This window comes from Rhizobium sp. L43, from assembly GCF_002531725.1.
Taxonomy (GTDB): Bacteria; Pseudomonadota; Alphaproteobacteria; order Rhizobiales; family Rhizobiaceae; genus Rhizobium.
On record NZ_NWSQ01000006.1, the window covers coordinates 93,660 to 119,471 of the forward strand.

Sequence of the window (25,812 nt, forward strand, 5' to 3'; positions counted from 1 at the left end):
GATTGCCCGTTTCCAGCTCGCTTATGGCCGCTTTCCAGCTGCAGACGGTTGGGTTGATATTAAGCGGCGATCAGGACTCCAGCAGGAACAATCACAGGTTCACGCAAGCCAGCCAACCTAGGCTGGCTAGGAATTTTGGAGACATTCATTTCCTGCGAATCGGTAAGACGCGCCTTGCCAGGCTGCGACATTCCGATCCTGTTCATATCGGCTGCTGAAAGAGTCTTGCCTATGACTTCGATCGTTTCTTCCTACAGTCTCACTCAGATCAGGTCGCTTTCGACGGCGGCTGTCGCTGCCTGGACGACGGAAGACGTGGCAACTCTTTCCACCAAGCAGATCAGTGTCCTCTCGTCGGCTCAAATCGCCGCCTTGGATACCGAAGACGTTGAGGTCCTCAGCTCTCAACAGTTGAGCGCAATTTCGCAAGGTGCCGTATCCGGCCTCACTCTTGATCAGCTGGCCGTACTGACGACGTCCGCTATCGAAAGTTTAACCTCGCTGCAGATCGCAGCAATCACGACCAAGCAGATCAGCGCGCTGACGACGGCGCAAGCAGAGGCTTTGACGTCATCTCAAATCGGCGTCCTCAGTTCGCTGCAGATTGCGGCCCTGAGCACCGCGGATGTGGCGACGTTTTCGACCGCCGATATGGCGGCGATTGTCAGCAAAGCGATAACCGGCTTGTCGACAGCCGCGGTTGCGGCTCTTTCGACGGGCCAGGTGGCTGCTCTCAGTACGGGCGCCATTTCCAATCTGACGACCAGCCAGATTGCGACCATGACAACGGCACAGATCGGCGCCCTCACGACCGCGCAGGTCACTGCACTCAAAGCCACCCAGATCGCTGGCTTGGGGACGAGCGGCATCACCGCGCTTTCAACCGCGCAGATCGCCGCCTTGAGCACGAGCGCCACCGCCAGCATGAACACTGCGCAAGTCGCCTCCTTGAGCACTGCGCAAGCCGAGGCACTCAGCTCCAACCAAGTGAAGGCACTGAGTTCGGCGCAGCTTTCCGTCCTGGGTGCCGACGACCTTGCGACCTTTTCCACTGCAGATATGGCGGCGATTACCGTTTCTGCCGTTCCGGGCCTGTCGACGGCAGTTCTTTCCTCTCTTTCGACGGACCAGGTTGCGGCCCTGAGCGCCGCCGCGGTCTCCGGCCTGACGACGGCTCAGATCGGGGCGTTGAGCACGACACAGACCGGCGCCCTGACCACGACGCAAATCGAAGCCCTTAAAGCGACGCAGATTGCGGTCATGGCCACGAACAATATCGCCATGCTGACGACCGCGCAGATTGCCGCCGTGAGCAAGGCTGCGGTCACCGGCTTGACGACGGGCCAGATCGCCGCATTGAGCACAACGCAGATCTCTGCTTTGACGACAAGCCAGGTTGCCGCGCTAAAAGCGACCCAAACAGAGATCTTGAGCGCTGATGACATCGCGGCGCTTTCAACCGCGCAAATCGCGGCCCTCAGTCTCAGTGGCCTCTCAGGCCTTGCCACGGGTCAAATCGGCACACTGACAACAGCCCAGGTTGAGGCGCTGACGACAGCACAGGTCGCCGCTTTGAGTTCGACCCAGATTTCCGCGTTGGGAACGGACAAGATCGCCAGCCTCTCGACCGACGACATTGCGGTGATTGGCAGCGCGGCGATATCGGGCCTGAGCACGGCTGCGGTCGCCGCTCTCTCGACGGCTCAGGTCGCCGCCTTGAGCTTGAGGGGAATTGCCGGCCTCAGCACCGATCAGGTTGCCGTCCTGACCCCGGCGAAGACGGGTGTTTTGACGACGACGCAGGTCGCCGCGCTGAGTTCCCTACAGATTGCTGCGCTTGGAACCGATGCCATCGCGACGCTTTCGACCGCGCAGGTGGCCGCCTTGAGCGCGAAGGGCGTTAAAGGGCTGACGGCCGCCCAGATCGTCGCGTTGAGCACGCAGCAGGCCGAAGCTCTCACCAGCGCACAGATTGCTGCGCTGAGTTCGACGCAGCTTTCCGTCCTGTCCACGGACGACATCGCCACGTTCTCGACCGCCGAAATGGCAGCCGTCACCAGTAGCGCCATCCCCGGCTTGAGCACCGGCGTCATTGCATCTCTTTCACGTGATCAAATCGCCGCCCTAAATGCGACCGCTGCCGCCAGCCTGACGACGAGCCAGGTTGCAGCCCTTTCAACCGCGCAAATCGCCGTTCTCAGCTCGGGTGCCGTTGCCAGCCTGACGACAAACCAGATCGCGAACCTGAGCACGGTACAGGTTGCAGCTTTGACGGCCACCCAGATCAGCGCCTTGAAAGCAGCGCAGGTTGCGGCCATGAGTACGGATGAGGTTTCGGCCCTTTCAAGCGCGCAGATCGCCGCACTCACCACAAGCGCGATTGCAAGCCTGACCACGGGTCAAGTCGCGGCCGCAAGCACGGCACAGATCGCGGCGCTGTCGTCGACCCAGATCAAAGCGCTCGGTTCGACGCAATTCGCCGCCCTCAGTTCGGAGGACCTGGCGACCTTTACGGCCGACGAAATCGCGGCGATTTCCAGCAAAGCGATCAGTGGCTTGACGACCGGCGTCATTGCGTCGCTTTCCACGGCTCAGGTTGCCGCACTGGCGACCGGTGCGATCACCAGCCTGACGACCGATCAGATATCAACTCTGAACACCGCTCAGCTGGCCAATCTGACGACCAGCCAGGTCGCGGCATTGAGTTCAACTCAAATGGCAGCCCTGACGGCGAACGATCTTGCCGCTTTCTCGACTGCCGATATGGCGGCAATTGCCAGCAATGCCATAAAAGGTTTGAGCACGGACGTTATCGCGTCTCTTTCCACCAACCAGATTGCTGCCCTGAATACGAGTGTCCTTCCAGCTCTGACCACCAGCCAGATCGCCAGCCTGAGAACCGATCAGGTCGCGGCCTTGAACGCAACGCAAATTGCGCTTCTGACGTCGAGCCAAGTCGCAGTTCTCGACACAAGTGTGATCGCATCCTTCTCCGCCGAACAGATCGCCGCCCTCAGCACGGCAGGCGTCGGCGGCCTGACCGCCGATCAGATTTCGGCTCTCAGCACCGTTCAGACCCAGGCATTGACGGCGGCCCAGATCGGCAAGTTGAGTTCCACCCAGCTCTCCGCGCTCGGAACGGACGATATCGCAACCTTCACGACCGCCGAAATCGCTGCGCTCTCAAGCAAGGCCGTAACGGGTTTGGGCACGAACGTCATCGCAGCCCTTTCGACGAACCAGATCGCAGCGTTGAGCGCCGCCGGGATCGCCGGATTGACCTCGAACCAGATCACCGCGTTGAGCACAACGCAGATCGCCGCTGTGCCCGCGGCATGGATGACGGCGCTCAGCGCAACCCAGATTGCTGCATTCGATATCGGCGTCATCGATTCTCTGTCTACCGCTCAGGTCGCCGCCATCAGCACATCAGGCATTGCCGGTTTGACGGCCGATCAGGTCAACGCGCTTGATACAACGCAGATCGCCGCATTGACGACAAGCCAGGTCGCGGCCCTGAAATCGGCTCAGCTCTCCGCTTTAGGAACGGATGATATCGCCGCGATGTCGGCCGCCGAAATCGCGGCGATCAGCTCAGCTGCGATGTCGGGATTGTCCACGGGTGCGATTGAAGCTCTGTCGGCCAGCCAGATTGCCGCCTTGAGCGCGGGAGGTGTTGCCGGACTGAGCACCGGGCAGATTGAGGCATTGAGTACGGCTCAGGTCGATGCCCTGCTGACGAGCCAGATTGCGGTCTTGAGCTCAGCGCAAATTGCCGCCATGGATGCGGATGTCGTCGCGTCGCTCTCCACGGCCCAAATTGCCGCCCTCAGCGCATCCGGCATTGCCGGCCTGACAACGAGCCAGATCGACGCATTGGGCACTGCGCAGGCCGAAGCCCTCACCGGCTCGCAGGTGAAGGCCCTCAATTCGACCCAACTTGCCGCGTTCAGCACGGAAGACATCGCCACCTTCTCGACCGGCGATATCGCTGCGATTTCGAACAAAGCGGTTTCGGGCCTGGCCACGTCAGTCATTGCCACGCTCTCGCCCGCTCAGATCGCCGCCCTCAACACAAGCAGCATTGCGGCCTTGTCGACCGATCAGGTTGCCGCGCTCGGCACAGCGCAGCTTGCGGCCTTCGCGACGACCCGGATTGCGGCACTGAGTTCGGCCCAGGTGTCGGCCTTGAGCACGACAGCGATCGCGTCGCTTGCCACCGGCCAGATCGCGGCCCTCAGTACGGCCGGGATTTCCGGCTTGAGCACGGATCAGGTCAATGCCTTGGACGGTGCGCAAGTCGCCGCACTGGCGACGAACCAGGTGACGGCATTGAGCTCGACGCAGCTCGGCGTGCTGACCACCGACGACATCGCCGCATTCTCGACCGCGGATGTTGCAGCAATCGGTTCGAGCGCCATTTCCGGCTTGTCCAGCGCGGCTATTGCCGCCTTGTCGACGGCTCAGATCGCCGCCATCAGTCCCGCCGGCATCATCGGCATAACGAGCGATCAGCTTCTCGCTTTGAACAGCAGCCAGATAAGCGCCCTGACGACCAAGCAGATGGCGGGTTTGAGCTCGGCACAGGTCTCCGTCTTGAGCCCGAGCGCCGCAGCAACCCTTTCCACCGCACAGATTGTGGCGCTGAGCAGCATTGGTATTGCCGGATTGACCACAACTCAGATCGCGGCCTTGAGCACCGGCCAAGCCGAAGCTCTGACCTCGGCTCAGGTGGCGGCTCTGAGCTCCAAGCAAATTCACAGCCTGAGCGCGGCCGATATCGTCACCTTCTCGACCAAGGACATCGCGGCCATCGGCTCGGCCGCCATTTCCGGCCTGTCAACGGACGCTATTGCAGCCTTGTCGACGGCACAGGTCGCAGCCCTCAGCACATCCGGCGTGACCGGACTGACCACTCAGCAGATCAGTTCGTTGACTTCAGGCCAGCTTCAGGCTCTGACAACAACGCAGATCGCCTCCCTCAGTTCGGCTCAGCTTTCGGTGCTGACGACCGCCGATATCGCGGCTTTGTCGACCAGGAGCATCGCGGCAATCGGCTCCGGCGCCATATCCGGCCTGTCCACGGCAGCCGTATCGGCCCTGTCGACGGATCAGATTGCAGCTCTCAGCGCTTCAGGCATTACCGGCCTGACCACCAAGCAGATCGCCGCCTTGAGCACCGATCAAGCCGAGGCATTGACGAGCACCCAGGTCGCGGTCCTCAGTTCAACGCAACTTTCAGCCGTGCCGACCGCCGATATGGCGGCCTTCTCGACCCAGGACATCGCGGCCATCGGCTCCAGTGCTATTTCAGGCCTGCCCACCGAAGCGATCGCGGCATTGACGAGCGCCCAAATTGCCGCGCTCAGCACGCTGGGAATCTCTGGTCTGTCCACCCGGCAGATCGCTGCCTTGAACACCGGTCAGGTCGAAGCCCTGCTGAGCAAGCAGCTTGCGGCGCTGAGTTCCACGCAGGTTAAAGCACTCGGCAGCGCCGATATCGCTGCGATGTCGACGTCACAGATCGCAGCGCTCAGCACGTCCGGGACGGCCGGTCTCAGCAGTGTGCAGATTTCCGCTCTGACGACTGCTCAGGTGCACGCCCTGACGACGGCGCAGATCAGGGTTCTTGGCTCCGCGCAAGTCGCCGCCCTGACGACCGCCGATATTGCGGCCCTGACGACCGAGCAGATTGCTGCCCTCGGCAGCGTCGGCATTGCCGGTCTCACCACGGTTCAGATCGCGGCGTTGGGTACCAGCCAGGCCGAGGCCCTGACATCGGTTCAGGTCGCCTCTTTGAATTCAGCTCAGATTGCCGCCTTCGATGCCGCCAATCTGGAAGCCTTTTCGACCGCGGATATCGCGGCCATCAGTTCAAGCGCCATTTCCGGTCTGTCGACGACGACGCTCGCCGCCTTCTCGACGGACCAGATTGCGGCGATCAGCACGGCCAGCGTCGCCAGCCTGACCACCGCGCAGATTGCTGCCCTGAGCACCACGCTGGTGGCAGCCTTGACGACAAGCCAGATCGGCGTTCTCGGCTCCAAACAAGTCTCGGTCCTGAGTGCCGACGATATCGCCGCCCTGTCGACCGCACAGATTGCGGCTCTCAATACCGGTGGCATTTCCGGTCTGACGACTGCGCAGATCGCGACGCTGAGCGCCGACCAGGCAGAAGCCCTGACCTCAGCCCAGGTCGGCACGTTGAGTTCGACCCAGATAGCGGCTTTCAAAGCCGATGATCTGGAAAGCTTCTCGACCGCTGAGATCGCGGCAATCACAAGCGCGATATCGGGTCTGTCGACGGACACGATCGCGGCCTTGTCGACGAAGCAGGTTGCTGCATTGAGCACGGCTGGCATCGCTGGCCTGACCACTGCGCAGATATCCGCGTTGAATTCCGACCAGTTGGAAGTCTTGACCACCGCTCAGATCGGAGCCCTCAGTTCCAAGCAGACCGCAATCATCGGGACGACCGGGATAACGGCTCTCTCTACCGCTCAGATCGCCGCGCTCAGCACATCAGGCATTGCCGGCTTGAGCACCGATCAGCTCGCCGCGCTCAGCGCCGACCAGACCCAGGCCCTGACGTCCGTTCAGGTCGCTACCCTGACTTCCAAGCAAATTGCGGTCCTCGGGGCCGATGATCTCGAAACCTTCTCGACCGCCGATATCGCGGCAATTGGCTCGCTTTCCATATCGGGCTTATCAACCGCTGTGATCGCAGCCTTGTCGACAGCGCAGGTTGCAGCGCTGAGCACGGCCGGCATATCAGGTTTGACCACCGATCAACTCGGAGCGCTCGACACCGATCAGGCGGCGGCATTGACGCCCACCCAAGTCGAAGCTCTCAGTTCCGCCCAGATTGCGGCTCTCGGAACCGGCGCCCTCGAAGCTCTATCGACGGCCGACATTGCGGCGATCAGTGCGACCGGCATATCGGGCCTGTCGACCGCTATTGTCGCAGCGCTGACGACGGTCCAGATCGCGGCCCTGGGAACAAAGGGTATTGCAGGATTGACAACGGCGCAGGTTGCCGCGCTCAGCACCGACCAGGTCGAGGCTCTAACGGCCACGCAGATCGCTGCACTTGGCTCCAAGCAGGTTGCCACGTTGAGCACTGACGATCTCACGGTTCTGTCGACAGCAAAGATCGCGGCCTTGAGCACGGCCGGCATCGCCGGCTTGAGCAGCGCGCAGGTTGCTGCCCTCAGCGTGGACCAGGTCGCAGCGCTTTCGAGCACTCAGATCGCCGCGTTGAGTTCGGCAGGCATCGCCGGCCTCAGCACGCTCGACCTGGCAACGTTCTCCGCCGCCGATATCGCGGCGATCGGTTCCAGTTCCATACAGGGCCTGGCCACGGACTTCGTTGCGTCGCTATCCACGGTTCAGATCGCCGCCTTGGCAACGGGCAGCATCGCCGGCCTCAGCAGCGCTCAGATCGGAGCGCTTGGCATCGAACAGTTCGAGGCGCTTTCGACGACCCAGATCGCCGCATTGAGCTCGTCCGGAGTTGCGGGATTGACCACGGCGGATCTGGAAACCCTCTCCACCACCGAGCTTGTGGCAATCAGCTCGAACTCGATTCAAGGCTTGTCCACCGCCGCTGTCGCAGCCCTTACCAGCGATCAGGTCGCGACCTTGACGACAGGCCAGGTTGCCTCGCTGACCTACAACCAGATAGCGGCAATGAGCACCGATCAAATCGTTGCTCTGTCCACCGCGCAGATCACCGCCTTGAACGCGCTGCAGGTCGCCGCGCTGGATGCTGACGACATGGCTGTCTTCACGACGGATGACATCGCCGCTCTGAGTTCGAAAGCGATCGCGGGATTGACCACGAGCGTCATCACGTCGTTGACGACAGCACAGGCCGAAGCTCTGACACCAGCCCAGGTGAGCGGGCTGACGTCGCTGCAAGTTGCGGCGTTGACGACACAGGAGGTCGCGGTCTTCTCGACCAAGGACATCGCCGCGTTCAGCTCGACCGGCGTCGCGGGATTGTCCACGCAAGACATTGCCAGCCTGTCGAGCGAGCAGTTGGATGCTCTGATGAAGTCCCAGATGGCATATCTGAGTTCGGATCAGATGGCGGCCGTCATCTCGGCCTATCTTACGGCGTAAGTGCAATCTCGATCGAGTGGCGTCCACCCCGCGCAATGCTGCCGGAAGTGAATGACGAGGGGACACCACTCGAAACGAGCGATGGTCCCAAACCCGTCTGCCGCAGCGCTCAACACATGTTTAAAGCAAGCTAGCCCGGTTACCGTCCCTCAGCTTTCGCAAACGGTTGCAACGCCGGCCGTCTATTCGTGGGATGTATCCATGGTCACCAATGATCCCTCAGTTCAAATTCCTGTTCCGTCTCTCGTGGGAATATTGGATCTTGCGCGCGCTCAACGCCTTTCCTTTACCGATCTGTTTCAGTTTGCGGAAAGCCGGAGTGCTGCCGGAGCAACGGTCGAGGCGGCAGAGGTCTACAAAGTCTGGATCGCTTTCAACGATGCTCATCCGTTCCTGCATCTCGTCTATTTCAATTATTCCGTCACTCTGCGGCAATTGGGCGATGTTGCGGGATCGATTCACGCATTGCGTGCATGCTTGAAACTTGAGCCGCGCTTCGGGCCGGCACACATCAATCTCGGACGTGCGCTGGAAGACAGCGGCATCGCCACAGGGGCAATTCTGCAATGGCGGAATTTTGTCGAGATGACCGGGGAGATCACGGCTGACGTGCTGACGCATCGCCTGCTGGCGCTTCAGCACGTCGGGCGCGTCATGGAAAATGCAGGTCTTCTGGAAGAAGCTGAAACTGCGTTATGGCAAGCAATGGAACTGCGGCCCGACAAGACCGAAGCCGGGCAACATTGGAGTGCGCTGCGCCAGCGCCAGTGCAAGTGGCCAACGCTGGTGCCGTCGGACCATGTCTCCATGCGTCAGCTGCTCGATGCCATGTCGCCGCTGGCGCTCGCCTGCTTTTCCGACGATCCGTTGTTCCAGCTCGCCAAAGCCTACCGCTACAACAAGTCTTTCGCGGGACGTCCGGATACTGACGGCTTCTCGCTCAAGGTGGCGAAGCAGAAGACGGGAACCGGTCAGCGCCTTCGTGTGGGCTATCTCTCCTCGGATCTGCGCGACCACGCGGTCGGCTTTGCGCTCAGAGAGGTGCTGGAGCTGCATGACAAGAAGAGCGTTGAAATCTACGCCTATTATTGTGGCGAGCCGGCGGAAGGCGATGCGACCCAGCTGCGTATGAAAGCTGCCGTCGATTGCTGGCGCGACATTGCAGCACTCGATGATGCGGACGCTGCAAGGCAGATCGCCGCCGACGACATCGACATTCTTGTCGACGTCAACGGTTACACCAAGCATGCGCGAACAAAGATCCTTGCCTATCGACCGGCGCCTGTGGTGGTCAATTTTTGCGGTTATCCCGGAACGATGGGCAGCCCGTTCCACCACTACATCATCGCGGACGAGCACATAATCCCGCCCGAGAACGAGATCTACTATTCGGAAAAAGTGCGGAGGCTCGCCTGCAGCCAGCCGCTCGATCGCAAGAGGGTGATTGCCGAAAGGCCGTCACGCGCGGAAGCGGGGCTGCCGGAAGCCGGTTTCGTTTTTGCCTGCTTCAACGGCTCGCAAAAAGTCACGCAAGAGACGTTTGCCCACTGGATGAAAATTCTCCTTGCGGCGCCCGGCAGCGTGCTCTGGCTGCTGGCTGGAAACGACGATGTGGATCAACGTCTGCGCCAGGCGGCTGAAAATGCCGGTGTCGCAGCCGAACGCCTCATTTTCGCACCCAAGGCGCCGAATGCAAAACATCTCGCCCGAATCCAGCTCGCCGATCTGTTCCTCGACACGTTCCCCTATGGAGCGCACTCCACCGCAGCCGACGCCCTGACCGTCGGGCTGCCAGTCCTGACATTCCCCGGCAAGAGCTTTGCAGCACGCTTCTGCCATAGCATCGTTGCCGCCGCCGGCGTTTCGGAACTGATCTGCTCGGGACCGCAAAGCTACATCGAAAGGGCCATCGGTTTTGCAAATGACCCCGAGAGCCTGGGAAAGATCAGGGAATCCTTGCGTGCAAAACGGGAGACCAGTGTATTGCGCGACATCCCAGCTGTCGCTTCCCGTCTCGAAGAACTTTTCTGGCAAATGCAGGCAGAATGCGAACGTGGTGAAACGCCGGTGCCGGACTTGAGCAATCTGGACATTTACTACGACATAGGGGTGGAACTCGTTCAGGACAATATCGCGTTTTCGGACGATCGGGTTTACAGGCAGGCTTACCGCAACAAGCTGACCGAATGGCGCAATTATGCGCCTTTTCCGCACGACAGCCGATTGGGCTAGCGGAGGGGTCACGGCAATATGCGCACCGGAAAGAGCTGATTGGGAATGCCGCGGATTGAAAAAATTGCCGTTGTCGGTGCCGGGCTTTCAGGGGCGGTCATCGCGCGTGAACTTGCCCTGGCGGGTCACGAGATCGATGTTTTCGACACGCGAAGTCATATTGCCGGAAATTGCCATACGGAGCGTGACGCGGCCACGGGCGTCATGGTTCATGTCTACGGGCCGCACATTTTTCACACGGACGACACGGAAGTCTGGGATTATGTGAACCGCTTTCAGACATTCCTGCCCTATAAGAACCGTGTCAAGACGACGAGTTCAGGACAGATATATTCTCTGCCCATCAATCTGCACACGATCAATCAGTTTTTTGGCAAGGCGTTCAGGCCGGACGAGGCGCGCGCGTTCATTGATGAATGCGCAGACAAAACCATCAGGGAACCGAAGACTTTCGAGGAGCAGGCGCTGCGCTTCGTCGGCAGGGATCTCTACGAAGCGTTCTTTAAAGGCTATACCCAGAAGCAATGGGGATGTTCTCCGGCCGAGCTTCCGGCTTCCATCCTGAAACGACTTCCCGTCCGTTTCAACTACGACGACAACTATTTCTTTCATAAACATCAGGGAATGCCGGAAAACGGCTATACCGAGATGGTCGGACGCATTCTCGATCACAGAAATATAGCAGTTCATCTGGAAACGCGGTTTCACAGCGCTCTCTGCAAGGACTTCGATCACATATTCTATTCGGGTCCGCTCGACGGCTATTTCGACTACGAATATGGCCGTTTGGGATATCGTACGCTGGATTTCGAGCGCTTTACCTATGAGGGTGACTATCAGGGGTGCGCGGTCATGAACTACGGGGATGTTTCCGTACCCTATACCCGTGTGACAGAACACAAGCATTTCTCCCCATGGGAAGACCTTGCCGGCTCCGTCTGTTATCGAGAGTTCTCCAGAGCCTGTGGCCCCGACGACGTTCCCTACTATCCGATCCGCCTCATGGAGGAAAAGGAGCAGCTTGCCCAATATGTGATAAGGTCCTTGCGGGAGACCTCTGTCACCTTTGTCGGTCGGCTGGGGACTTACCGCTATCTCGACATGGACGTCACCATCCGCGAGGCGCTGGACACGGCACGGCTATATCTATCGGCGGGGGTCGAGATGCCTGCATTCTTGCATCCGCCGCTCCACGCCACCTAGATATTCTGGTCCATCGTCTCGGCCGGGATTTCGTCGGCGCGGTGGACGCGCACGAGTGTTGCCGGCACGCCGGCGACCGTGCAATGCTCGGGGACCGGCTTTAGCACGACGCTGCCGGCGGCAATCTTGCTGAAGGCGCCGATCTCGATATTGCCGAGGATCTTGGCGCCCGCGCCGATCATCACGCCGTGGCGTATCTTCGGGTGGCGGTCGCCGGTTTCCTTGCCGGTGCCGCCCAGCGTGACATTCTGCAGGATGGAGACTTCATCCTCGATGACAGCCGTTTCGCCGATGACGATGCCCGAGCCGTGGTCGAGCATGATCGACGCGCCGATCCGAGCGGCGGGGTGGATATCCGGGCCGAAGACCAGCGAGGCGAGATTGGCGAGCCAGCTGGCGATCTCCGGCCGGCCGGCGTTCCAGAGCGCATGGGCGATGCGATGCGTCTCAAGCGCATGAAAGCCCTTGAGGTTCAGAAGCGCGTGCAGAAATGTCGTGCAGGCGGGATCGCGCTCGCGCACGGCTGCGAGATCGGCCTCGACCTTCCGCATGATATCGTCGTTCAGTATGGAGAGGATGAGATCGAACAGATTGCCCGTTTCCACCTGCGCCACGCAAAGCCGCGCGGCCAGAACACGGGCGATGATCTCCTTGTTGTCGGTGGCGTCCGTTACCTCTGCGGCAAGCAGCCGCTGCAATATCGGCTCGCGCGTGGCAAGCTCGGCCGCCTCGGTGCGGATCACGGCCCAGACCGATGCGCTGCCCAAAGGCTGCGGCTGTTGCTCGGCCAAACCGAGGCCGGTTGATTTCGCCATTCCCGTTTCCTTTGTCAGCGGCGGGGCAAGCGCCTGCTGTGTGCAGTTCATGTTTCGCCCGGGCAAGGCATTTGGCAAGCCCGATAGTCTAGCCACCTGACGGCTGGAGGACCGGGGTCAACTCCGGAAGCCGGCGCCAATGATACAGCACATCCGGCTCTCTTTCCTCGTTGTCGGCACCATCGGTCTCCTCCGCGGCGATAAAACCGTGGCGTTCGTAGAAAGCACGTGCGCCGATATTGCGCTGGAACGTCCAGAGCCTGATCTCGTCCATTTCCTCCCTGGCGCAGCCGAGAAGCAGAGAGCCGATGCCGATGCCCTGAAAATCGGGGAGAATATAGAGCTGCTCTATCCAGTTGTCGCCATAGGCGATGACGCCGACCAGCCGGTTGCCCATGGCGGCACCTAACAGGGTGCAGTTCGGCAGCAGGTGCATACGCCAGTACCGCTCATCTTCGCCAAGCGTATGCAGATCCGGCAGCCAGGGGAGCCGCTGCCACAGGGCGACACGCCTGATCGCTGCGGCCGCCTGCATGTGCTCGGCCGAGAGCGCTACGATCTCAGCTTCCGTCAGGGCGTCGTCCATTGCCGCCGATATAGCTCAAGCCGAAATATCGACGACGCCGCAATCGCCGGCTTCGGAGGCGAAGGCGAGCAGCTTGCCGTCCTTGCTCCAGCTCATCGCCGTGACTGCGCCCTTGCCGGGGCGCCGCAGCAGCGCCTCCTTGCTGTCGGCGATGCGCACGGCCAGAATCATGCCGTCGATGAAGCCGATGGCGAGGATATCCTCCAGCGGATGGAATTTCACCGCGGTCGCCATGATATTGGCGCGAGTGCCGAGTTCGAGCGGCGCCTTGCCCATCGGCCCGTCCTTGCCTTGGAAGGGCCAGACGATCGCCGCCGGTGCGCCTGAGGAGGCAAGCCATTTGCCCTTTACCGACCAGGAAAGCGATTTCACCTTGGCGGGATAGCCCGTCATGCGCATGTGGCGGGCTTCGGCGCCGGGTTTGATGTCGAGCTTCCAGCCGTGCAGCGCGTTTTCCTGCATCGAGGTGACGAGGAAATTGCCATCAGGCGAGAAGGTGACGCCGGTATGCGCGCCCTTCCATTCGAGATCGACCGGCTTGGCGGTCATGCCGATCCAGTGCAGCGACACGCCGTTGTAACGCGCGGCCGCGATGCGCAGGCCCTTCGGCGCGAAGGCAAGGCCTTCGACCGTGCGCTCCTCGGGAAATTCCTTGGTCGTGCCGTCGGCAAGGCGCACCAGCGAGCTCTTGCCGTAGGAATAGGCAACGGCGCCCTGCGGGCCGGCCGCGACCTGCGAAATCCACTTGCGCGGCGCCGTGGCGATCTCGCTGACGCTGCCGTCGGCGGCAATGCGCAGCACCTTACCGTCCTCACCGCCCGAAATCAGGCTCTCGCTATAGGGATCGCGGATGACGGTGAGCATGCCCTGATGGGCTTCTGAGACCCTGTCGCCGCCGTCCAGCCGGTGAAACGTGCCGGCTGCGCTTGCGAAGAAGGGAACATCACCTAAAAATTCGACGGCCAGAACGTGGCCGTCGAGATCAAGCGGTGCAACTGTCGGCATCAGGCGGCTGCCTCGCAGGCCTTGAAGGAGGCTTCGAGTTTGTCGCGGTCGAGATCGCGGCCGATGAAGACGAGACGGCTTTCATGCTTCTCGCCTTCCTTCCACGGCCGCTGGTGATCGCCCTCGATGATCATGTGAACGCCTTGGACGACGTAACGCTCGGGATCGTCCTTGAAGGCGATGATGCCCTTGAGACGGAGAATATTCGGCCCCTGTGTCTGGGTGACCTTCTGGATCCAGGGGAAGAAGCGCTCCGGATTCATCTGGCCGCCGCGCAGCGACACCGACTGCACCGTCACATCGTGGATCGCCGACATTGCGCCGTGGGCGCCATGGTGGTGATCATGATGATGGTCATGACCGTGATGATCGTGATCATGATGGTGGTGGTCGTGATCGCAATCGGGGCCGCAGACATGATCGTCATGGCCGTGCTCGAGGAAATGCGGATCGTTTTCCAGCGCGCGCTCGAGGTTGAAGGCGCCCTGGTCGAGCACGCGGGCGAGGTCGACACCGGAGCGGCTGGTTTTGTAGACGCGGGCGGCCGGGTTGATGGCGCGGACGATGTCGTCGATCACATCAAGTTCTTCGGGGGTGACGAGGTCGCTTTTGTTGATGACGACGACGTCGGCGAAGGCAATCTGGTCCTCGGCTTCGCGGCTATCCTTCAGCCGCAGCGGCAGGTGCTTGGCGTCGACGAGCGCGATGACGGCGTCGAGTTCGGTCTTGGCACGCACGTCGTCATCCATGAAGAAGGTCTGGGCGACCGGCACCGGATCGGCGAGGCCCGTCGTTTCGACGATGATGCCGTCGAAGCGGCCGGGGCGGCGCATCAGGCCTTCGACGACGCGGATCAGGTCGCCGCGCACCGTGCAACAGACGCAGCCATTGTTCATCTCGTAGATTTCTTCGTCCGACTCGACGATCAGGTCGTTGTCGATGCCGATTTCGCCGAACTCATTGACGATGACCGCATATTTCTTGCCGTGATTTTCGGAAAGGATGCGGTTGAGCAAGGTCGTCTTGCCGGCACCGAGGTAACCGGTGAGCACGGTAACGGGAATAGGCTTCTGGGTGGAGATCGCGTCGGTCATGAGAACCTCTAGGATTAGGCGTGCGGCCGAGCGGCTTGGGATCGGCTGCTTGAACGGTTGGTCTCATATAATGGCTTGAGCGTGGCAGTTCAAAGGGTTTTATAATGTTATAAGATCACATCGTCTGGCCGGTACAGATTCCATCTTCAGCGGAGCTGCGTGACGTCGAAGGCATCGACATCTTCCAGCAATTCGACCAGCCCCCTCACCGCATGCGCAATCAGCGCCTCACCCTTTTCAGCCGTCGCAGCCGCGGCGTTGCCTGCTGCGCCGGTGGTATTGAGATCCGACATCTTCCAGCCGAAGGCATGCGGCCCGTAGGCGCGCAGATGTTTGAAGCGCTCGGAAAATTCCGTCTGCCGCGAGGGAAAATCCGCCGCCTTCGCCATATCGACCTTATCGGGATGAAGCGCCAGCATCACCGAGGTCTCGATATCGCCGCCATGGATGCCGATCGCCTTCTCCTCAGGGGTGATCACGCCATCCGGCAGGCCGAAGCGGGTCCAGCTCGTTGCCACCGCCAGCATGGCAAAGCGGACCCGCGCCTCGGTGGCGACGATCGTCATGACGGGCGAATTGCCGCCATGGGCATTCAGCATCACGAATTTGCGGATGCCCTGCTTCGCCAGGTCTTCGGCGATGCCGAGCCAGCGGGTGACCGCTTCGTCGAAATCAAGCGTCTTCGTTCCTTCAACATCCATATGCTCTATGGAGTAGCCGACGGATTCGGCGGGCAGGAAGGTGACCGGCAGGCCGGCGGGCAAGGCCATCTGCAATCGTCCGGCGATGCCTTCGGCAATCAGCGTGTCGGTATCGAAGGGCAGGTGAGGGCCGTGCTGTTCATGGGCGCCGAGCGGCAGCACGGCGATCAGCCGCCCTCCATCGGGAGCAAAGGCCGGGTTGCTGTCCTCGAAGCGCGGCGAAGGCGTCATCATCCGGTCGTAGCCTCTTGTTTATGACGAGATCCTGGGCAATGTCATATCGCAGCGGCGCCGGGGCTTAAAGATCAAAGGGATGGCTATGGGAAAGAAGCATAAGGACGGCAAAAAGAACAAGTCCAAGAAGAAGGACCAGACCGAGTATACGCTCGTCGACCTCTCTCCGGCGCTGACCCAGGCGGCTCGTTCCATGCGTACGGTGCTGTCGCGCAACCTTCTCGAAAGCGGCCTCTATGCCGGCCAGGACGGCGTCATTCTCTCGCTCGCCGAAAGCGACGGCATGACGGCCGGCGGCCTTGCCCAGAAGCTCGGCGTCAAGGCGCCGACGATGACGCGCACGATCGGCCGCATGGAGGCGCAGGGTTTCCTCGAGCGCAAGCCCGATGCCGAGGATGCGCGCCTCACCAAGGTCTATCTCACCGAACTCGGCCGCGGCAGCGTGCAGGCGATCGAGATGGCGGCGTCTGCCTGCGACAGGCTGGCGACGCTGGAATTCTCCGACAAGGAAATCCGCAATCTCGTCCGGCTGCTGAAAGCGATCGACGGCAATCTGCAGGCCGAGGCCCTTCACATCGAAGAACCGGACGAAGACTGAAATTTCCCTGAAAGACGAATTGCCTCCGCCGATTAAATCTTTTAATTAAACATTTTAAGGGCCGCGCCGGTTTTCCGGCGGGGTCTCGCTGTCTTGCGTGCTGCCTGGAGGAGGACACGTGGTCCAGAAGATCAAGCTTTCGACGATTGCCGAAACGCTCGGCATTTCAACGGCGACCGTATCGCTTGCCTTACGCGACAGCCCGCTCGTCGCCGGCAATACGCGGGAGAAGATCAAGGAACAGGCGCGCGCGCTCGGCTATATCTACAATCGCCGCGCCGCCAGTCTTCGCACCTCGCGCTCCGGCATCATCGGCGTCGTCGTGCACGACATCATGAACCCCTTCTACGGGGAGATCCTGAAGGCGATCGAAAGCGAGCTCGATCGCAGCCGCCACACCTTCATTCTTTCCAATCACTACGACAATGTCGAAAAGCAGCGCACCTTTATCGAGACGCTGCTGCAGCTCGGCGGTGACGGCGTCATCATGTCGCCGGCGATCGGCACGCCGCCGGAAGATGTGCAGCTAGCGGAAGAAAACGGCATGCCGGCGATCCTGGTCGCCCGCTCGATGGAAGGGCAGGACCTGCCGACCTATCGCGGCGACGACAGCTACGGCATCTCGCTTGCCACCAACCACCTGATCGGCCTCGGCCACCGCTCGATCGCCATGATCGGCGGCACGGACCAGACCTCCACCGGTCGTGACCGCTACCAGGGTTATGTCAATGCGCTGCGCAAGGCCGGGATCGAGGTCGATCCGAACCTGCGCATTCCCGGCCCGCGCTCGAAACAGGGCGGCTTCGAGGCCGCCGTGCATTTCCTGTCGCTGCCGCAGAAGCCGACGGCCGCCGTCTGCTGGAACGATCTCGTGGCGATCGGGCTGATGAACGGCATTGCCCGCGCCGGCCTGATGCCGGGACGCGACATTTCCGTCACCGGTTATGACGATCTCGAGGAGGCCTCGATTGCCACGCCGGCGCTGACGACTGTCTGGAACGGCCAGGCCGAGGTCGGGCGCCTGGCGGCCCGGGCGCTGCTCGATCGCCTTGCCGGCAGCCACGAGCCTGACGGCATGCATCTGATCAAACCGGAAATGCGCATTCGCCAGTCCACCAGTCCCCATCGGCCCCGCGCCTGAACCAGACCGCCACCCAAGAGGAAAAACCGTGTCCCGCATCGCCATTCTCGTTCCCGGGAAGATACACGATCGTGTTCTCGATAGCCTGAAGGATCGTTTTGAGATTGTCGCCGTTCCGCGCGCGGAAAGGCTTGCGCTCGACCGTGAGACCGCCGCCCGCATCCGCGGCGTTGCCGTTTCCGGCGCCTTTCCCGGTGCCTGGATGGATCAACTGCCTGGAGTCGAGGTGATCGCCAGCTTCGGCGTCGGATATGACGGTATGGATGTGAAACGTGCCGCCGAAAAGGGCATCGTCGTCACCAACACGCCGGATGTGCTGAACGACGAGGTCGCCGATACGGCGATCGGCCTGCTCCTGAATACCATCCGCGAACTGCCGCGGGCCGAAGCCTGGCTGCGCGCCGGCAACTGGAAGCCGGGCACGGCCTATCCGCTGTCGCGCTTCTCGCTCAAGGGCCGTCATGTCGGGCTTTACGGCCTTGGCCGTATCGGGCTCGAAATCGCCAAGCGGCTGGAGCCGTTCAAGGTGAAGATCAGCTATCACACCCGTTCGCGCCATGCCGATGCGCCCTATGATTATCACCCGACGCTGAGGGGGCTGGCGGAGGCGGTGGATACGCTAATCGCCATCGTTCCGAAGACGCCGCAGACGCATAAGACCATCGATGCCGATATTCTGGCCGCACTCGGCCCAAACGGCATTCTCGTCAATGTCGGCCGCGGCTGGACCGTGGACGAAGAGGCGCTGAGTGCCGCCCTTGCCTCCGGCGCGCTGGGGGCAGCCGGCCTGGACGTTTTCTATGACGAGCCGACCGTGCCGGCGGATCTGCTCGCGCCTCAGAATGCCGTGCTGCTGCCGCACGTCGCCTCCGCGTCGGTGCCGACGCGCAACGCGATGGCGGATCTCGTCGCCGACAATCTCATCGCCTGGTTCGAGAAGGGGTCGGCGCTGACGCCGGTGCCCGAGACGCCGCAAAGGGGCTAGCCTGCGTTCTGCGCCTGTGCCGTCAGGCGATCGCCTGCACCGGGATGACCGGCTGCTTGCCGGCGGCATGGGAGCGGACGGCGTCGCCGAAAGCGGCAAACAGCTTGTTCGACGGCTTGTCGGTTTCGGCCCAATATTCCGGATGCCATTGCACGCCGACGGCGAAGGCCTTGGCGTCGATGACGGAGACGGCTTCCACCGTGCCGTCTTCGGCGATCGCTTCCACTTGCAGGCGCGGCGCGGTCCTGGCGATTGCCTGGCGATGCAGAGAGTTCACACGGACCTCGCCCGGGCCGAGAATGCCCGCGATGCAGGATCCCTCCTTGACGTGGACGCTCTGGCGAATGGCGTACATGCCGTCCCGGTCGACGCCTTCCGGCCGGCGGTGGTCCCAGATGCCGGGCTGCTCCTGGATCTCGCTTGCCAGCGAGCCGCCGAGCGCGACGTTCAGCTCCTGGATGCCGCGGCAGATGGCGAGCAGCGGGATGGCGCGGTCGATGGCGCGGCGGATGAGCGGCAGGCTGGTGGCGTCACGGGCGGGGTCGAAGGGGCCGTCCTTGTCATTGACCTCGGCGCCGTAGAGGGAGGGATGCACATTGCTGGCCGAGCCGGAAACCAAGAGGCCGTCGACACGGTCGAGGATCGCGTCGGTGTCGTAACCCTCTTCGAAGGCCGGAATGATGAAGGCCATGACGCCGGCCGCGTTCAATGCGGCGCTGAGATATTGATGCTGCACGGCATGCCAGGTCGCGCCGTCGAAGCTGCGGATATCGGCAGGAATGGCAACGATTGGTTTCGTCATATCAGCCCCGGTCAAATCTTTATGCTTGTCGTTTCTGCCGCCAGAACGGTGGTCAAGTCAACGCTTGGCTGTATCAGGCGGCCAAATTGCGGCGGAAATGGCGCCGGGGCTGCCATGCTTGCTGCTAAGCCGCTGATTTTGATGGGCACGTTCGCATTGTCTTATTGTCGTCTTGATGCCAAAGGCTAATAGACTAAAGCTTGAATCGCGGCCTTTGCCATGCTTAGGTTTGCCCTTGCTGCGGGTAGGGGTGAAGATCGGCCGCGCAGTGCCATCTATACGGGAGGTTTTTGATGGATCGTCGTTCGTTTTTCAAGAAGGCGGGGACCGCCAGCGCCGGTGCGGTCGCCGCAACGGCATTGGCCGCGCCTGCGATCGCGCAGGAAAATCCGAAGATCGCATGGCGCATGACGTCGTCGTTTCCGAAGAGCCTGGACACGATCTATGGCGGTGCCGAGGATATCGCCAAGCATGTCGCCGCCGCAACGGACGGCAATTTCACGATCCAGCCCTTCGCGGCCGGTGAAATCGTACCCGGCCTGCAAGCCGTCGACGCGGTGGCGGCCGGTACGGTCGAGGCAGCTCACACCACCTCCTATTATTTCGTCGGCAAGGACCCGACCTATGCCATCGGAACGGCCATCCCGTTCGGCCTGAACAGCCGCCTGACCAATGCCTGGTATTATGAAGGCAACGGCAACAAGCTGATGAACGAATTCTATGCCACACAGGGCATGTATGCGCTGCCGGCCGGCAATACCGGTGCGCAGATGGGCGGCTGGTTCCGTAAGGAAATCAACACGCTCGACGACCTCAAGGGTGTCAAGATGCGCATTGCCGGCCTTGCCGGCCGCGTCATGGAGAAAGTCGGCGTCATCCCGCAGCAGATCGCCGGCGGCGACATCTATCCGGCGCTGGAAAAGGGCACGATCGATGCGGCGGAATTCGTCGGTCCTTATGACGACCTGAAGCTCGGCTTCCACAAGGTGGCGAAGTATTACTACTATCCGGGCTGGTGGGAAGGTGGCCCGACGGTGCACGGGTTCTTCAATCTCGAAAAATGGAGCAGCCTGCCCAAGCACTATCAGGCAGCGCTGACCGATGCCTGCGCCTTCGCCAACACCAACATGCTGGCGAAGTACGACACGAAGAACCCGACGGCGCTGAAGCAGCTGGTTGCGGAAGGCGCGACGCTGCGCCCGTTCAGCCAGGAAATCATGGAAGCCTGCTTCCAGGCGGCGACCGGCATCTACGCCGAAATCTCGGGCACCAACCAGTATTTCAAGAAGATCTACGACGATCAGACCGCCTTCAAGCGGGACGCCTATCTCTGGATGCAGCTTTCGGAATACACCTTCGATACGTTCATGATGATCCAGCAGCGGGCCGGGAAGCTTTAAGCTTTCGCCGACGCTTGATTTCAACCGATGTCAAAACCCCCGGATCTTCGGTCCGGGGGTTTTTCGTTTCCACGCTATTTGGCGGGCGCCGGCGGTGCGCCGGGCAGGCCATTCAGCGGCGGCAAGGTCAGACCGGGAATCTGCGGTGAGTCGTTGTTGCCACCGCCCAGCGGCGGCAGGCCGAGCTGACCGCCACCGAAGGCGGGGATTTCGATCTTGATCGAGTTCGGGTCGACCTTCGGGCCGTGATCCAGCCAATAGGTCACCGATTGCGGCCAGAAGATCACGATCGCCACCAGGATCAGCTGCATGCCGACCCAGGGGAGCGCGCCCATGTAGATATCGGAGGTCTTGACGTCCTTGCCGGCGATCGAACGCAGGTAGAACAACGCGAAGCCGAAGGGCGGGTGCATGAAGCTCGTCTGCATGTTGACGCAGATCAGCACGCCGAACCAGATCAGGTCGATGCCGAGACTGGACGCGACGGGGGCGAGCATCGGGATGACGATGAAGGCGATCTCGAAGAAATCGAGGAAGAAGGCGAGCACGAAGATGAAGATGTTGACGAAGATCAGGAAACCGACCGGGCCGCCGGGTATGCCCGACAGCATGTGCTCGATCCAGCGCGAGCCGTCCATGCCCTGGAAGACCAGGCTGAAACAGGTGGAGCCGATCAGGATCATCACCACCATCGAGGTGATGTGCGTGGTCGATGTCATCGCTTCACGGATCAGCGGCCAGGTGAGGCGGCGATTCATGGCGGCGAGCAGCATGGCGCCGACCACGCCGAGCGCGCCTGCTTCGGTCGGCGTCGCAAGCCCCATGAAGATCGTGCCGAGCACCAGGAAGATCAGCACGATCGAAGGCACCATGCCCATCAGCACCTTGACGAGCAGCGCCCAGTTGAAGTCGCCGCGCACCTCCTTCGGCAGCGGCGGCATCGATTTCGGCCGGATGATCGACATCACCAGGATGAAGAGGATGAAGATCGTCACCTGCAGGATCGAGGGGCCGATCGCGCCGAGATACATGTCGCCCACCGACCGGCCGAGCTGGTCGGCGAGAACGACGAGGACGAGCGAGGGCGGGATCACCTGGGTGATGGTGCCCGAGGCGGCGATAACGCCGGTGGCAAGCCGCGGACTGTAGCCGTAACGCAGCATGATCGGCAGCGAGATCACCCCCATGGTGATGACGGAGGCGGCCACCGTGCCGGTGATTGCGCCGAGCACCGCGCCGACGAGGATGACGGCATAGGCGAGACCGCCGGATATGCCGCCGAAGAGCTTGCCGGTGCCTTCGAGCAGATCCTCGGCCAGCCCGCAGCGCTCCAGGATCGCACCCATGAAGGTGAAGAAGGGGATGGCGAGCAGGAGGTCGTTGGAGACGATACCGAAGAAACGCAGCGGCAGCGCCTGCAGCAGGGCTTCGTTGAAATGGCCGGTGACGATGCCGATAATGCCGAAGAACAAGCCGACGGCGGCCAGCGAAAAGGCGACCGGAAAGCCGTAGAGCATGAAGATGACCATGCCCAGGAACATGGCCGGCGGAATGATGCCGAAATCAAACAAATCCGTTCCTCCAGGCGCGCGTTACTGCAGCGGCTTTTCGTATTTTGTGTCGATGCTGATATGGCCGGTCACGGCTGCGATCCGCTTGATCAGTTCGGAAACGCCCTGAAGGGAAAGCAGCGCGAAACCGGCGACGAGGACCAGCTTGACGGGCCAGCGGATCAGCCCACCGGCATTGCCCGATATTTCCCCCTGCCGATAGGAGAGCGCGAAGAAGGGCCAGGAGACCCAGGCGAGGAAGATGCAGACGGGGATGAGGAAGAGGATGAGGCCGAAGATGTCGATCCAGATCTTCGCCCGGTCGGAAACCGAGCCATAGATCAGGTCGACGCGGACATGCTCGTTATTGCGCAGCGCATGCGAGGCGCCGAGCAGCACGACGAAAGCGAAGAGATACCACTGGATCTCCAGCCAGCCGTTCGAACTGTAGTTGAAGGCATAGCGGACGATGGCGTTTCCGGCGCTGATCAGACAGCAGAACAGGACCATATATTCGGAAATTTTGCCCATGAACTGGCTGATCCGGTCGATCAGCCGGCTTATTGCCAGAAGTACCGACATTCGCCTCCCCTTGTTCTTGTCCTGCCGGTTTCCGGCAGTTTTCCCTCTTGCAATCGATGTAGACCACGGCCTTTGAAATTGGAAGGATAAATGCCTCGCCTTGGAGTATAGTCTTACCTGCGTGGGTCGGCTCATCCGACTGTCGAATATTCCAACAACCCAGGCGTGGATATTTCACTAATCTCGCCAGTAGGCTGCATTGACGCGTGTAAGCTGTGCAGTTCACCCTCTGGTTTTAGAAAATTTGCCCAAATGTTTGATTCCATTGAAATCAATTTTTAAAGGGTTGGGCTTAGAATCCCCGCGCACAGGGAAAGTGTGGATGAAGCCAGATAACCCGAACAGGGTCCCTTTAGATGTGTATCTGTCGTTTGTGAGTTCCCTTTCCGGGAACCGCATGACGCTTCTTGTTGGCGTGATCGTGCATGTTGCGACGTGCCTTGCAGTGGCCGCCAAGACGCAATACTCCATCTACATCCTGCTGTCGGCCGCCTTCCTTCTGGTCTTCGGCGCTCGCATGGTCATCTTCCGTCGGTTCGATCGCGTCGACAAGGACAGCCTGTCGCGCGCCGACATCGAGCGTTGGGAGCGGATTCTTGTTGCCAGTGGAGCCTGTACCACCGCGCTGCTCGGCATCGCCAGCGGCTACGCTATCTTCGTCGTGCATGATTCCTTTGCGGAACTTGCCTGCATTTCCGTCACCATGGCGACCATGGTTTCCGTCGTCGGCCGCAATTACGGTTCGCGCTTCGCAGTCGACCTCCAGACGTTCTTCTGCTGCCTGCCGATGATTGTCTGCAGCCTGCTGGCGATGGATTTCTATCGCGGCGTGCTGTCGATCTTCCTCATTCCTTTCTGGCTGACGACGCGGGCCATGGCGAATGGCGTGCGCGAATTTCTCTATGAAAACGTCATCGCGCGCCGGGAAATCACCATTATCGCCGATCGTTTCGATACGGCGCTCAACAACATGCCGCACGGCCTCGTCATGGTCGATGCCGAAAACCGCATTCAGGTCGTCAATCGCAAGGCCTGCGAGCTGTTGAAGATCGGTGCGCCGGAACGGCTGAAGGATCGCGACCTCGGCGCCGTGCTGCGCTATGGCGCGCGCTACAGCTTCATGGACGCCTCGCAGCCGGAGCTCATCCTGCGCCAGCTGACCCAGGTGGCCGAAGGCAACCTGTCGCGCACGCTCATTCATTTTCCCGAGAGCCTGTCGCTCGAATTCTCCGCCAGCCGCAGGGCCGACGGCGGCGCCGTGCTGATCTTCGAGGACGTGTCGAGCCGGGTGAAGGCGGAGCAGAAGATCCTGCACATGGTGCGCTTCGATGCGATGACCGGCCTGCCCAACCGGGAATATTTCGGCCAGCTGGTGCAGGACTATCTCGCCAAACATCCGAGGAAGTCGGGACCACTCGGCTTCATGGTGCTCGATATCGACGAGTTCAAGCATGTCAACGACATGCGCGGCCATGTCACCGGCGACCATCTGCTCTGTGCGATCGCTGCCCACATCAAGCAGGCTTCCGGCAACGCCATTCTCGGCCGGCTGATGGGCGACCAGTTTATCCTGTTTTTCCCGCATGCGAAGGAGCCGGCCTCGCTCGATATCGAGATCCGCCGCGTGCACGCCGCGATCCAGGGGAACTACGAGGTCGATGGGCTGACCTTCCTCGTTTCGCTCAGCGCCGGCTACGCGATCCTCGAAAGCACCGCCTTCGCGATGGACGAATGGAGCGTCAAGGCGGATCTTGCGCTGTTCGAAAGCAAGTCGCGCTTCAAGGGCGGCATTTCAGGCTTCGAGCGCGAGATGGATGGCCGCTATATCGAGCAGCAGAAGCTGAAGGCGGATCTGCGCGATGCGGTTTCGGCACAGGCGCTGCATCTCGTCTTCCAGCCGATGTTCCGAGCCGACGGCTCGCGCATCGAATGCGCCGAAGCCTTGGCGCGCTGGGTGCATCCGGAGAGGGGCTCGATCCCGCCCGATGTCTTTATCCGGCTCGCCGAGGATATGGGCATCATCTCCGACATCACCCGCTTCGTCCTGTTCAAGGCATGCAGCGAATGCATGAACTGGCCGGACCATATCGCCGTCTCGGTCAACCTCTCAGCGCGGGATCTCAGGGATGCCGACATCCTCCAGGTGGTCGCCGAAGCGCTTGCCCATTCCGGCCTCGACGCGGCGCGGCTGCATCTCGAAGTCACGGAAAGCTGCCTGATCGACGAGCCGGCGGCCGTTCGCGCCATCCTGGCGGAGCTCAGGGCTCGCGGCATCACCATCGCCATCGACGATTTCGGTACCGGCTTCTCCAGCCTCAGCTATCTCGACACCCTGCCGCTCGATATCGTCAAGATCGACCGCTCCTTCGTGCGCAACATCGTCGAGGATACCCGCCGCCTCAAGCTGTTGCGCGGTACGGTCCATCTCGCTCGCGAACTCGGCCTGAAGATCGTCATCGAGGGCGTCGAGACCGAGGAGCAGCTCGCCCTGCTTAACAAGCACCGCAGTACCGATCTGGTACAGGGCTATGTTTTCTCGCAGCCGGTGCCTTCCCAGAACATCACGCTGCTTCAGCAGGGCATCGGCCGCCGCGTCGTGCAACGCCGCCGCAACAAGGTCGCCTGAACGCCCTGCAGCGGCCGGATCCTTTGCTGAAAATCCCCCGCGCCGTTAACCTTAATACTTTATATACAATGCGAATTATCGGATTTCCTTGCCTAAATCTCGGTGGCGTATGATTAATGATCCGTTAACGAGCG

At 61.2% G+C, this 25,812-nt stretch carries 16 protein-coding genes; 8 read left to right on the forward strand and 8 right to left on the reverse strand.

What is annotated here, in order from left to right; all coding sequences use genetic code 11:
- The first annotated feature begins 231 nt into the window (after positions 1 to 231).
- The 3 genes from CO667_RS09760 to CO667_RS09770 all read left to right on the forward strand — a co-directional run bounded on the left by CO667_RS09760 (position 232) and on the right by CO667_RS09770 (position 11,559).
- On the forward strand, positions 232 to 8,124 hold the full coding sequence (locus CO667_RS09760) for a hypothetical protein (RefSeq protein ID WP_097618193.1): 7,893 nt from the start codon (positions 232 to 234) through the stop codon (positions 8,122 to 8,124).
- A 201-nt stretch (positions 8,125 to 8,325) separates the two neighbouring features.
- Positions 8,326 to 10,356 (forward strand): glycosyl transferase, encoded by a 2,031-nt coding sequence (locus CO667_RS09765; protein ID WP_097618194.1) that lies wholly within the window; start codon positions 8,326 to 8,328, stop codon positions 10,354 to 10,356.
- Between the two features lie 45 nt (positions 10,357 to 10,401).
- Entirely contained in the window at positions 10,402 to 11,559 is a 1,158-nt protein-coding gene (locus tag CO667_RS09770; protein ID WP_097618195.1) for a UDP-galactopyranose mutase, read from the forward strand.
- On the opposite strand, the gene cysE is transcribed toward CO667_RS09770, so the two are convergent.
- From cysE to CO667_RS09795, 5 genes are all read right to left on the reverse strand, one after another.
- On the reverse strand, positions 11,556 to 12,374 hold the full coding sequence (gene cysE / locus CO667_RS09775) for a serine O-acetyltransferase (RefSeq protein ID WP_097618336.1): 819 nt from the start codon (positions 12,372 to 12,374) through the stop codon (positions 11,556 to 11,558). The two genes, CO667_RS09770 and cysE, sit on opposite strands and share 4 nt — an antisense overlap.
- 88 nt (positions 12,375 to 12,462) lie before the next feature.
- Positions 12,463 to 12,960, reverse strand: coding sequence for a GNAT family N-acetyltransferase (locus CO667_RS09780; protein WP_097618196.1), 498 nt, complete (start codon positions 12,958 to 12,960; stop codon positions 12,463 to 12,465).
- A gap of 15 nt (positions 12,961 to 12,975) precedes the next feature.
- Positions 12,976 to 13,965: a WD40 repeat domain-containing protein gene (locus tag CO667_RS09785; RefSeq protein ID WP_097618197.1), complete on the reverse strand. Its 990-nt coding sequence runs from the start codon at positions 13,963 to 13,965 to the stop codon at positions 12,976 to 12,978.
- Positions 13,965 to 15,059: a GTP-binding protein gene (locus tag CO667_RS09790; RefSeq protein ID WP_097618198.1), complete on the reverse strand. Its 1,095-nt coding sequence runs from the start codon at positions 15,057 to 15,059 to the stop codon at positions 13,965 to 13,967. Before CO667_RS09790 ends, CO667_RS09785 begins: the two co-directional genes overlap by 1 nt.
- A gap of 146 nt (positions 15,060 to 15,205) precedes the next feature.
- Positions 15,206 to 15,994 carry a creatininase family protein gene (locus tag CO667_RS09795; RefSeq protein WP_097618199.1) on the reverse strand — a complete coding sequence of 263 codons (789 nt, stop codon included), beginning with the start codon at positions 15,992 to 15,994 and terminating at the stop codon, positions 15,206 to 15,208.
- A gap of 85 nt (positions 15,995 to 16,079) precedes the next feature.
- Between CO667_RS09795 and CO667_RS09800 the strand changes: the two genes are divergently transcribed.
- The 3 genes from CO667_RS09800 to CO667_RS09810 all read left to right on the forward strand — a co-directional run bounded on the left by CO667_RS09800 (position 16,080) and on the right by CO667_RS09810 (position 18,718).
- A complete protein-coding gene (locus CO667_RS09800) occupies positions 16,080 to 16,592 on the forward strand; it encodes a MarR family transcriptional regulator (protein WP_085739052.1) in 513 nt (170 codons plus the stop codon).
- Positions 16,593 to 16,710: 118 nt separating this feature from the next.
- Positions 16,711 to 17,733 carry a LacI family DNA-binding transcriptional regulator gene (locus CO667_RS09805; protein WP_003566610.1) on the forward strand — a complete coding sequence of 341 codons (1,023 nt, stop codon included), beginning with the start codon at positions 16,711 to 16,713 and terminating at the stop codon, positions 17,731 to 17,733.
- Positions 17,734 to 17,761: 28 nt separating this feature from the next.
- Positions 17,762 to 18,718: a 2-hydroxyacid dehydrogenase gene (locus CO667_RS09810; RefSeq protein WP_097618200.1), complete on the forward strand. Its 957-nt coding sequence runs from the start codon at positions 17,762 to 17,764 to the stop codon at positions 18,716 to 18,718.
- 22 nt (positions 18,719 to 18,740) lie between these two features.
- Here CO667_RS09810 and CO667_RS09815 read toward each other — a convergent pair whose 3' ends face one another.
- Entirely contained in the window at positions 18,741 to 19,520 is a 780-nt protein-coding gene (locus CO667_RS09815; protein WP_097618201.1) for a gamma-glutamyl-gamma-aminobutyrate hydrolase family protein, read from the reverse strand.
- Positions 19,521 to 19,813: 293 nt separating this feature from the next.
- Here CO667_RS09815 and CO667_RS09820 point away from each other — a divergent pair, with 293 nt between their 5' ends.
- Positions 19,814 to 20,920: a TRAP transporter substrate-binding protein gene (locus CO667_RS09820; protein ID WP_097618202.1), complete on the forward strand. Its 1,107-nt coding sequence runs from the start codon at positions 19,814 to 19,816 to the stop codon at positions 20,918 to 20,920.
- A gap of 74 nt (positions 20,921 to 20,994) precedes the next feature.
- Here the strand turns inward: CO667_RS09820 and CO667_RS09825 are convergent, their stop codons facing one another.
- Both CO667_RS09825 and CO667_RS09830 read right to left on the reverse strand, forming a co-directional pair.
- Positions 20,995 to 22,491, reverse strand: a complete 1,497-nt coding sequence (locus tag CO667_RS09825) for a TRAP transporter large permease subunit (RefSeq protein WP_097618203.1) — start codon at positions 22,489 to 22,491, stop codon at positions 20,995 to 20,997.
- 21 nt (positions 22,492 to 22,512) lie between these two features.
- Positions 22,513 to 23,052: a TRAP transporter small permease subunit gene (locus tag CO667_RS09830; RefSeq protein ID WP_097618204.1), complete on the reverse strand. Its 540-nt coding sequence runs from the start codon at positions 23,050 to 23,052 to the stop codon at positions 22,513 to 22,515.
- 322 nt (positions 23,053 to 23,374) lie between these two features.
- Between CO667_RS09830 and CO667_RS09835 the strand changes: the two genes are divergently transcribed.
- Positions 23,375 to 25,678: an EAL domain-containing protein gene (locus CO667_RS09835; protein WP_097618205.1), complete on the forward strand. Its 2,304-nt coding sequence runs from the start codon at positions 23,375 to 23,377 to the stop codon at positions 25,676 to 25,678.
- The last annotated feature ends 134 nt before the right edge of the window (positions 25,679 to 25,812 follow it).

Excerpts from the sequence above, each read along its gene's own strand:
- cysE (WP_097618336.1), bottom strand. The coding sequence starts at position 12,374 with ATGGCGAAATCAACCGGCCTCGGTTTGGCCGAGCAACAGCCGCAGCCT.
- CO667_RS09820 (WP_097618202.1), top strand. The coding sequence starts at position 19,814 with ATGGATCGTCGTTCGTTTTTCAAGAAGGCGGGGACCGCCAGCGCCGGT.
- CO667_RS09785 (WP_097618197.1), bottom strand. The coding sequence starts at position 13,965 with ATGCCGACAGTTGCACCGCTTGATCTCGACGGCCACGTTCTGGCCGTC.
- CO667_RS09760 (WP_097618193.1), top strand. The coding sequence starts at position 232 with ATGACTTCGATCGTTTCTTCCTACAGTCTCACTCAGATCAGGTCGCTT.
- CO667_RS09780 (WP_097618196.1), bottom strand. The coding sequence starts at position 12,960 with ATGGACGACGCCCTGACGGAAGCTGAGATCGTAGCGCTCTCGGCCGAG.
- CO667_RS09795 (WP_097618199.1), bottom strand. The coding sequence starts at position 15,994 with ATGATGACGCCTTCGCCGCGCTTCGAGGACAGCAACCCGGCCTTTGCT.
- CO667_RS09790 (WP_097618198.1), bottom strand. The coding sequence starts at position 15,059 with ATGACCGACGCGATCTCCACCCAGAAGCCTATTCCCGTTACCGTGCTC.
- CO667_RS09830 (WP_097618204.1), bottom strand. The coding sequence starts at position 23,052 with ATGTCGGTACTTCTGGCAATAAGCCGGCTGATCGACCGGATCAGCCAG.
- CO667_RS09835 (WP_097618205.1), top strand. The coding sequence starts at position 23,375 with ATGAAGCCAGATAACCCGAACAGGGTCCCTTTAGATGTGTATCTGTCG.
- CO667_RS09815 (WP_097618201.1), bottom strand. The coding sequence starts at position 19,520 with ATGACGAAACCAATCGTTGCCATTCCTGCCGATATCCGCAGCTTCGAC.
- CO667_RS09770 (WP_097618195.1), top strand. The coding sequence starts at position 10,402 with ATGCCGCGGATTGAAAAAATTGCCGTTGTCGGTGCCGGGCTTTCAGGG.
- CO667_RS09765 (WP_097618194.1), top strand. The coding sequence starts at position 8,326 with ATGGTCACCAATGATCCCTCAGTTCAAATTCCTGTTCCGTCTCTCGTG.
- CO667_RS09800 (WP_085739052.1), top strand. The coding sequence starts at position 16,080 with ATGGGAAAGAAGCATAAGGACGGCAAAAAGAACAAGTCCAAGAAGAAG.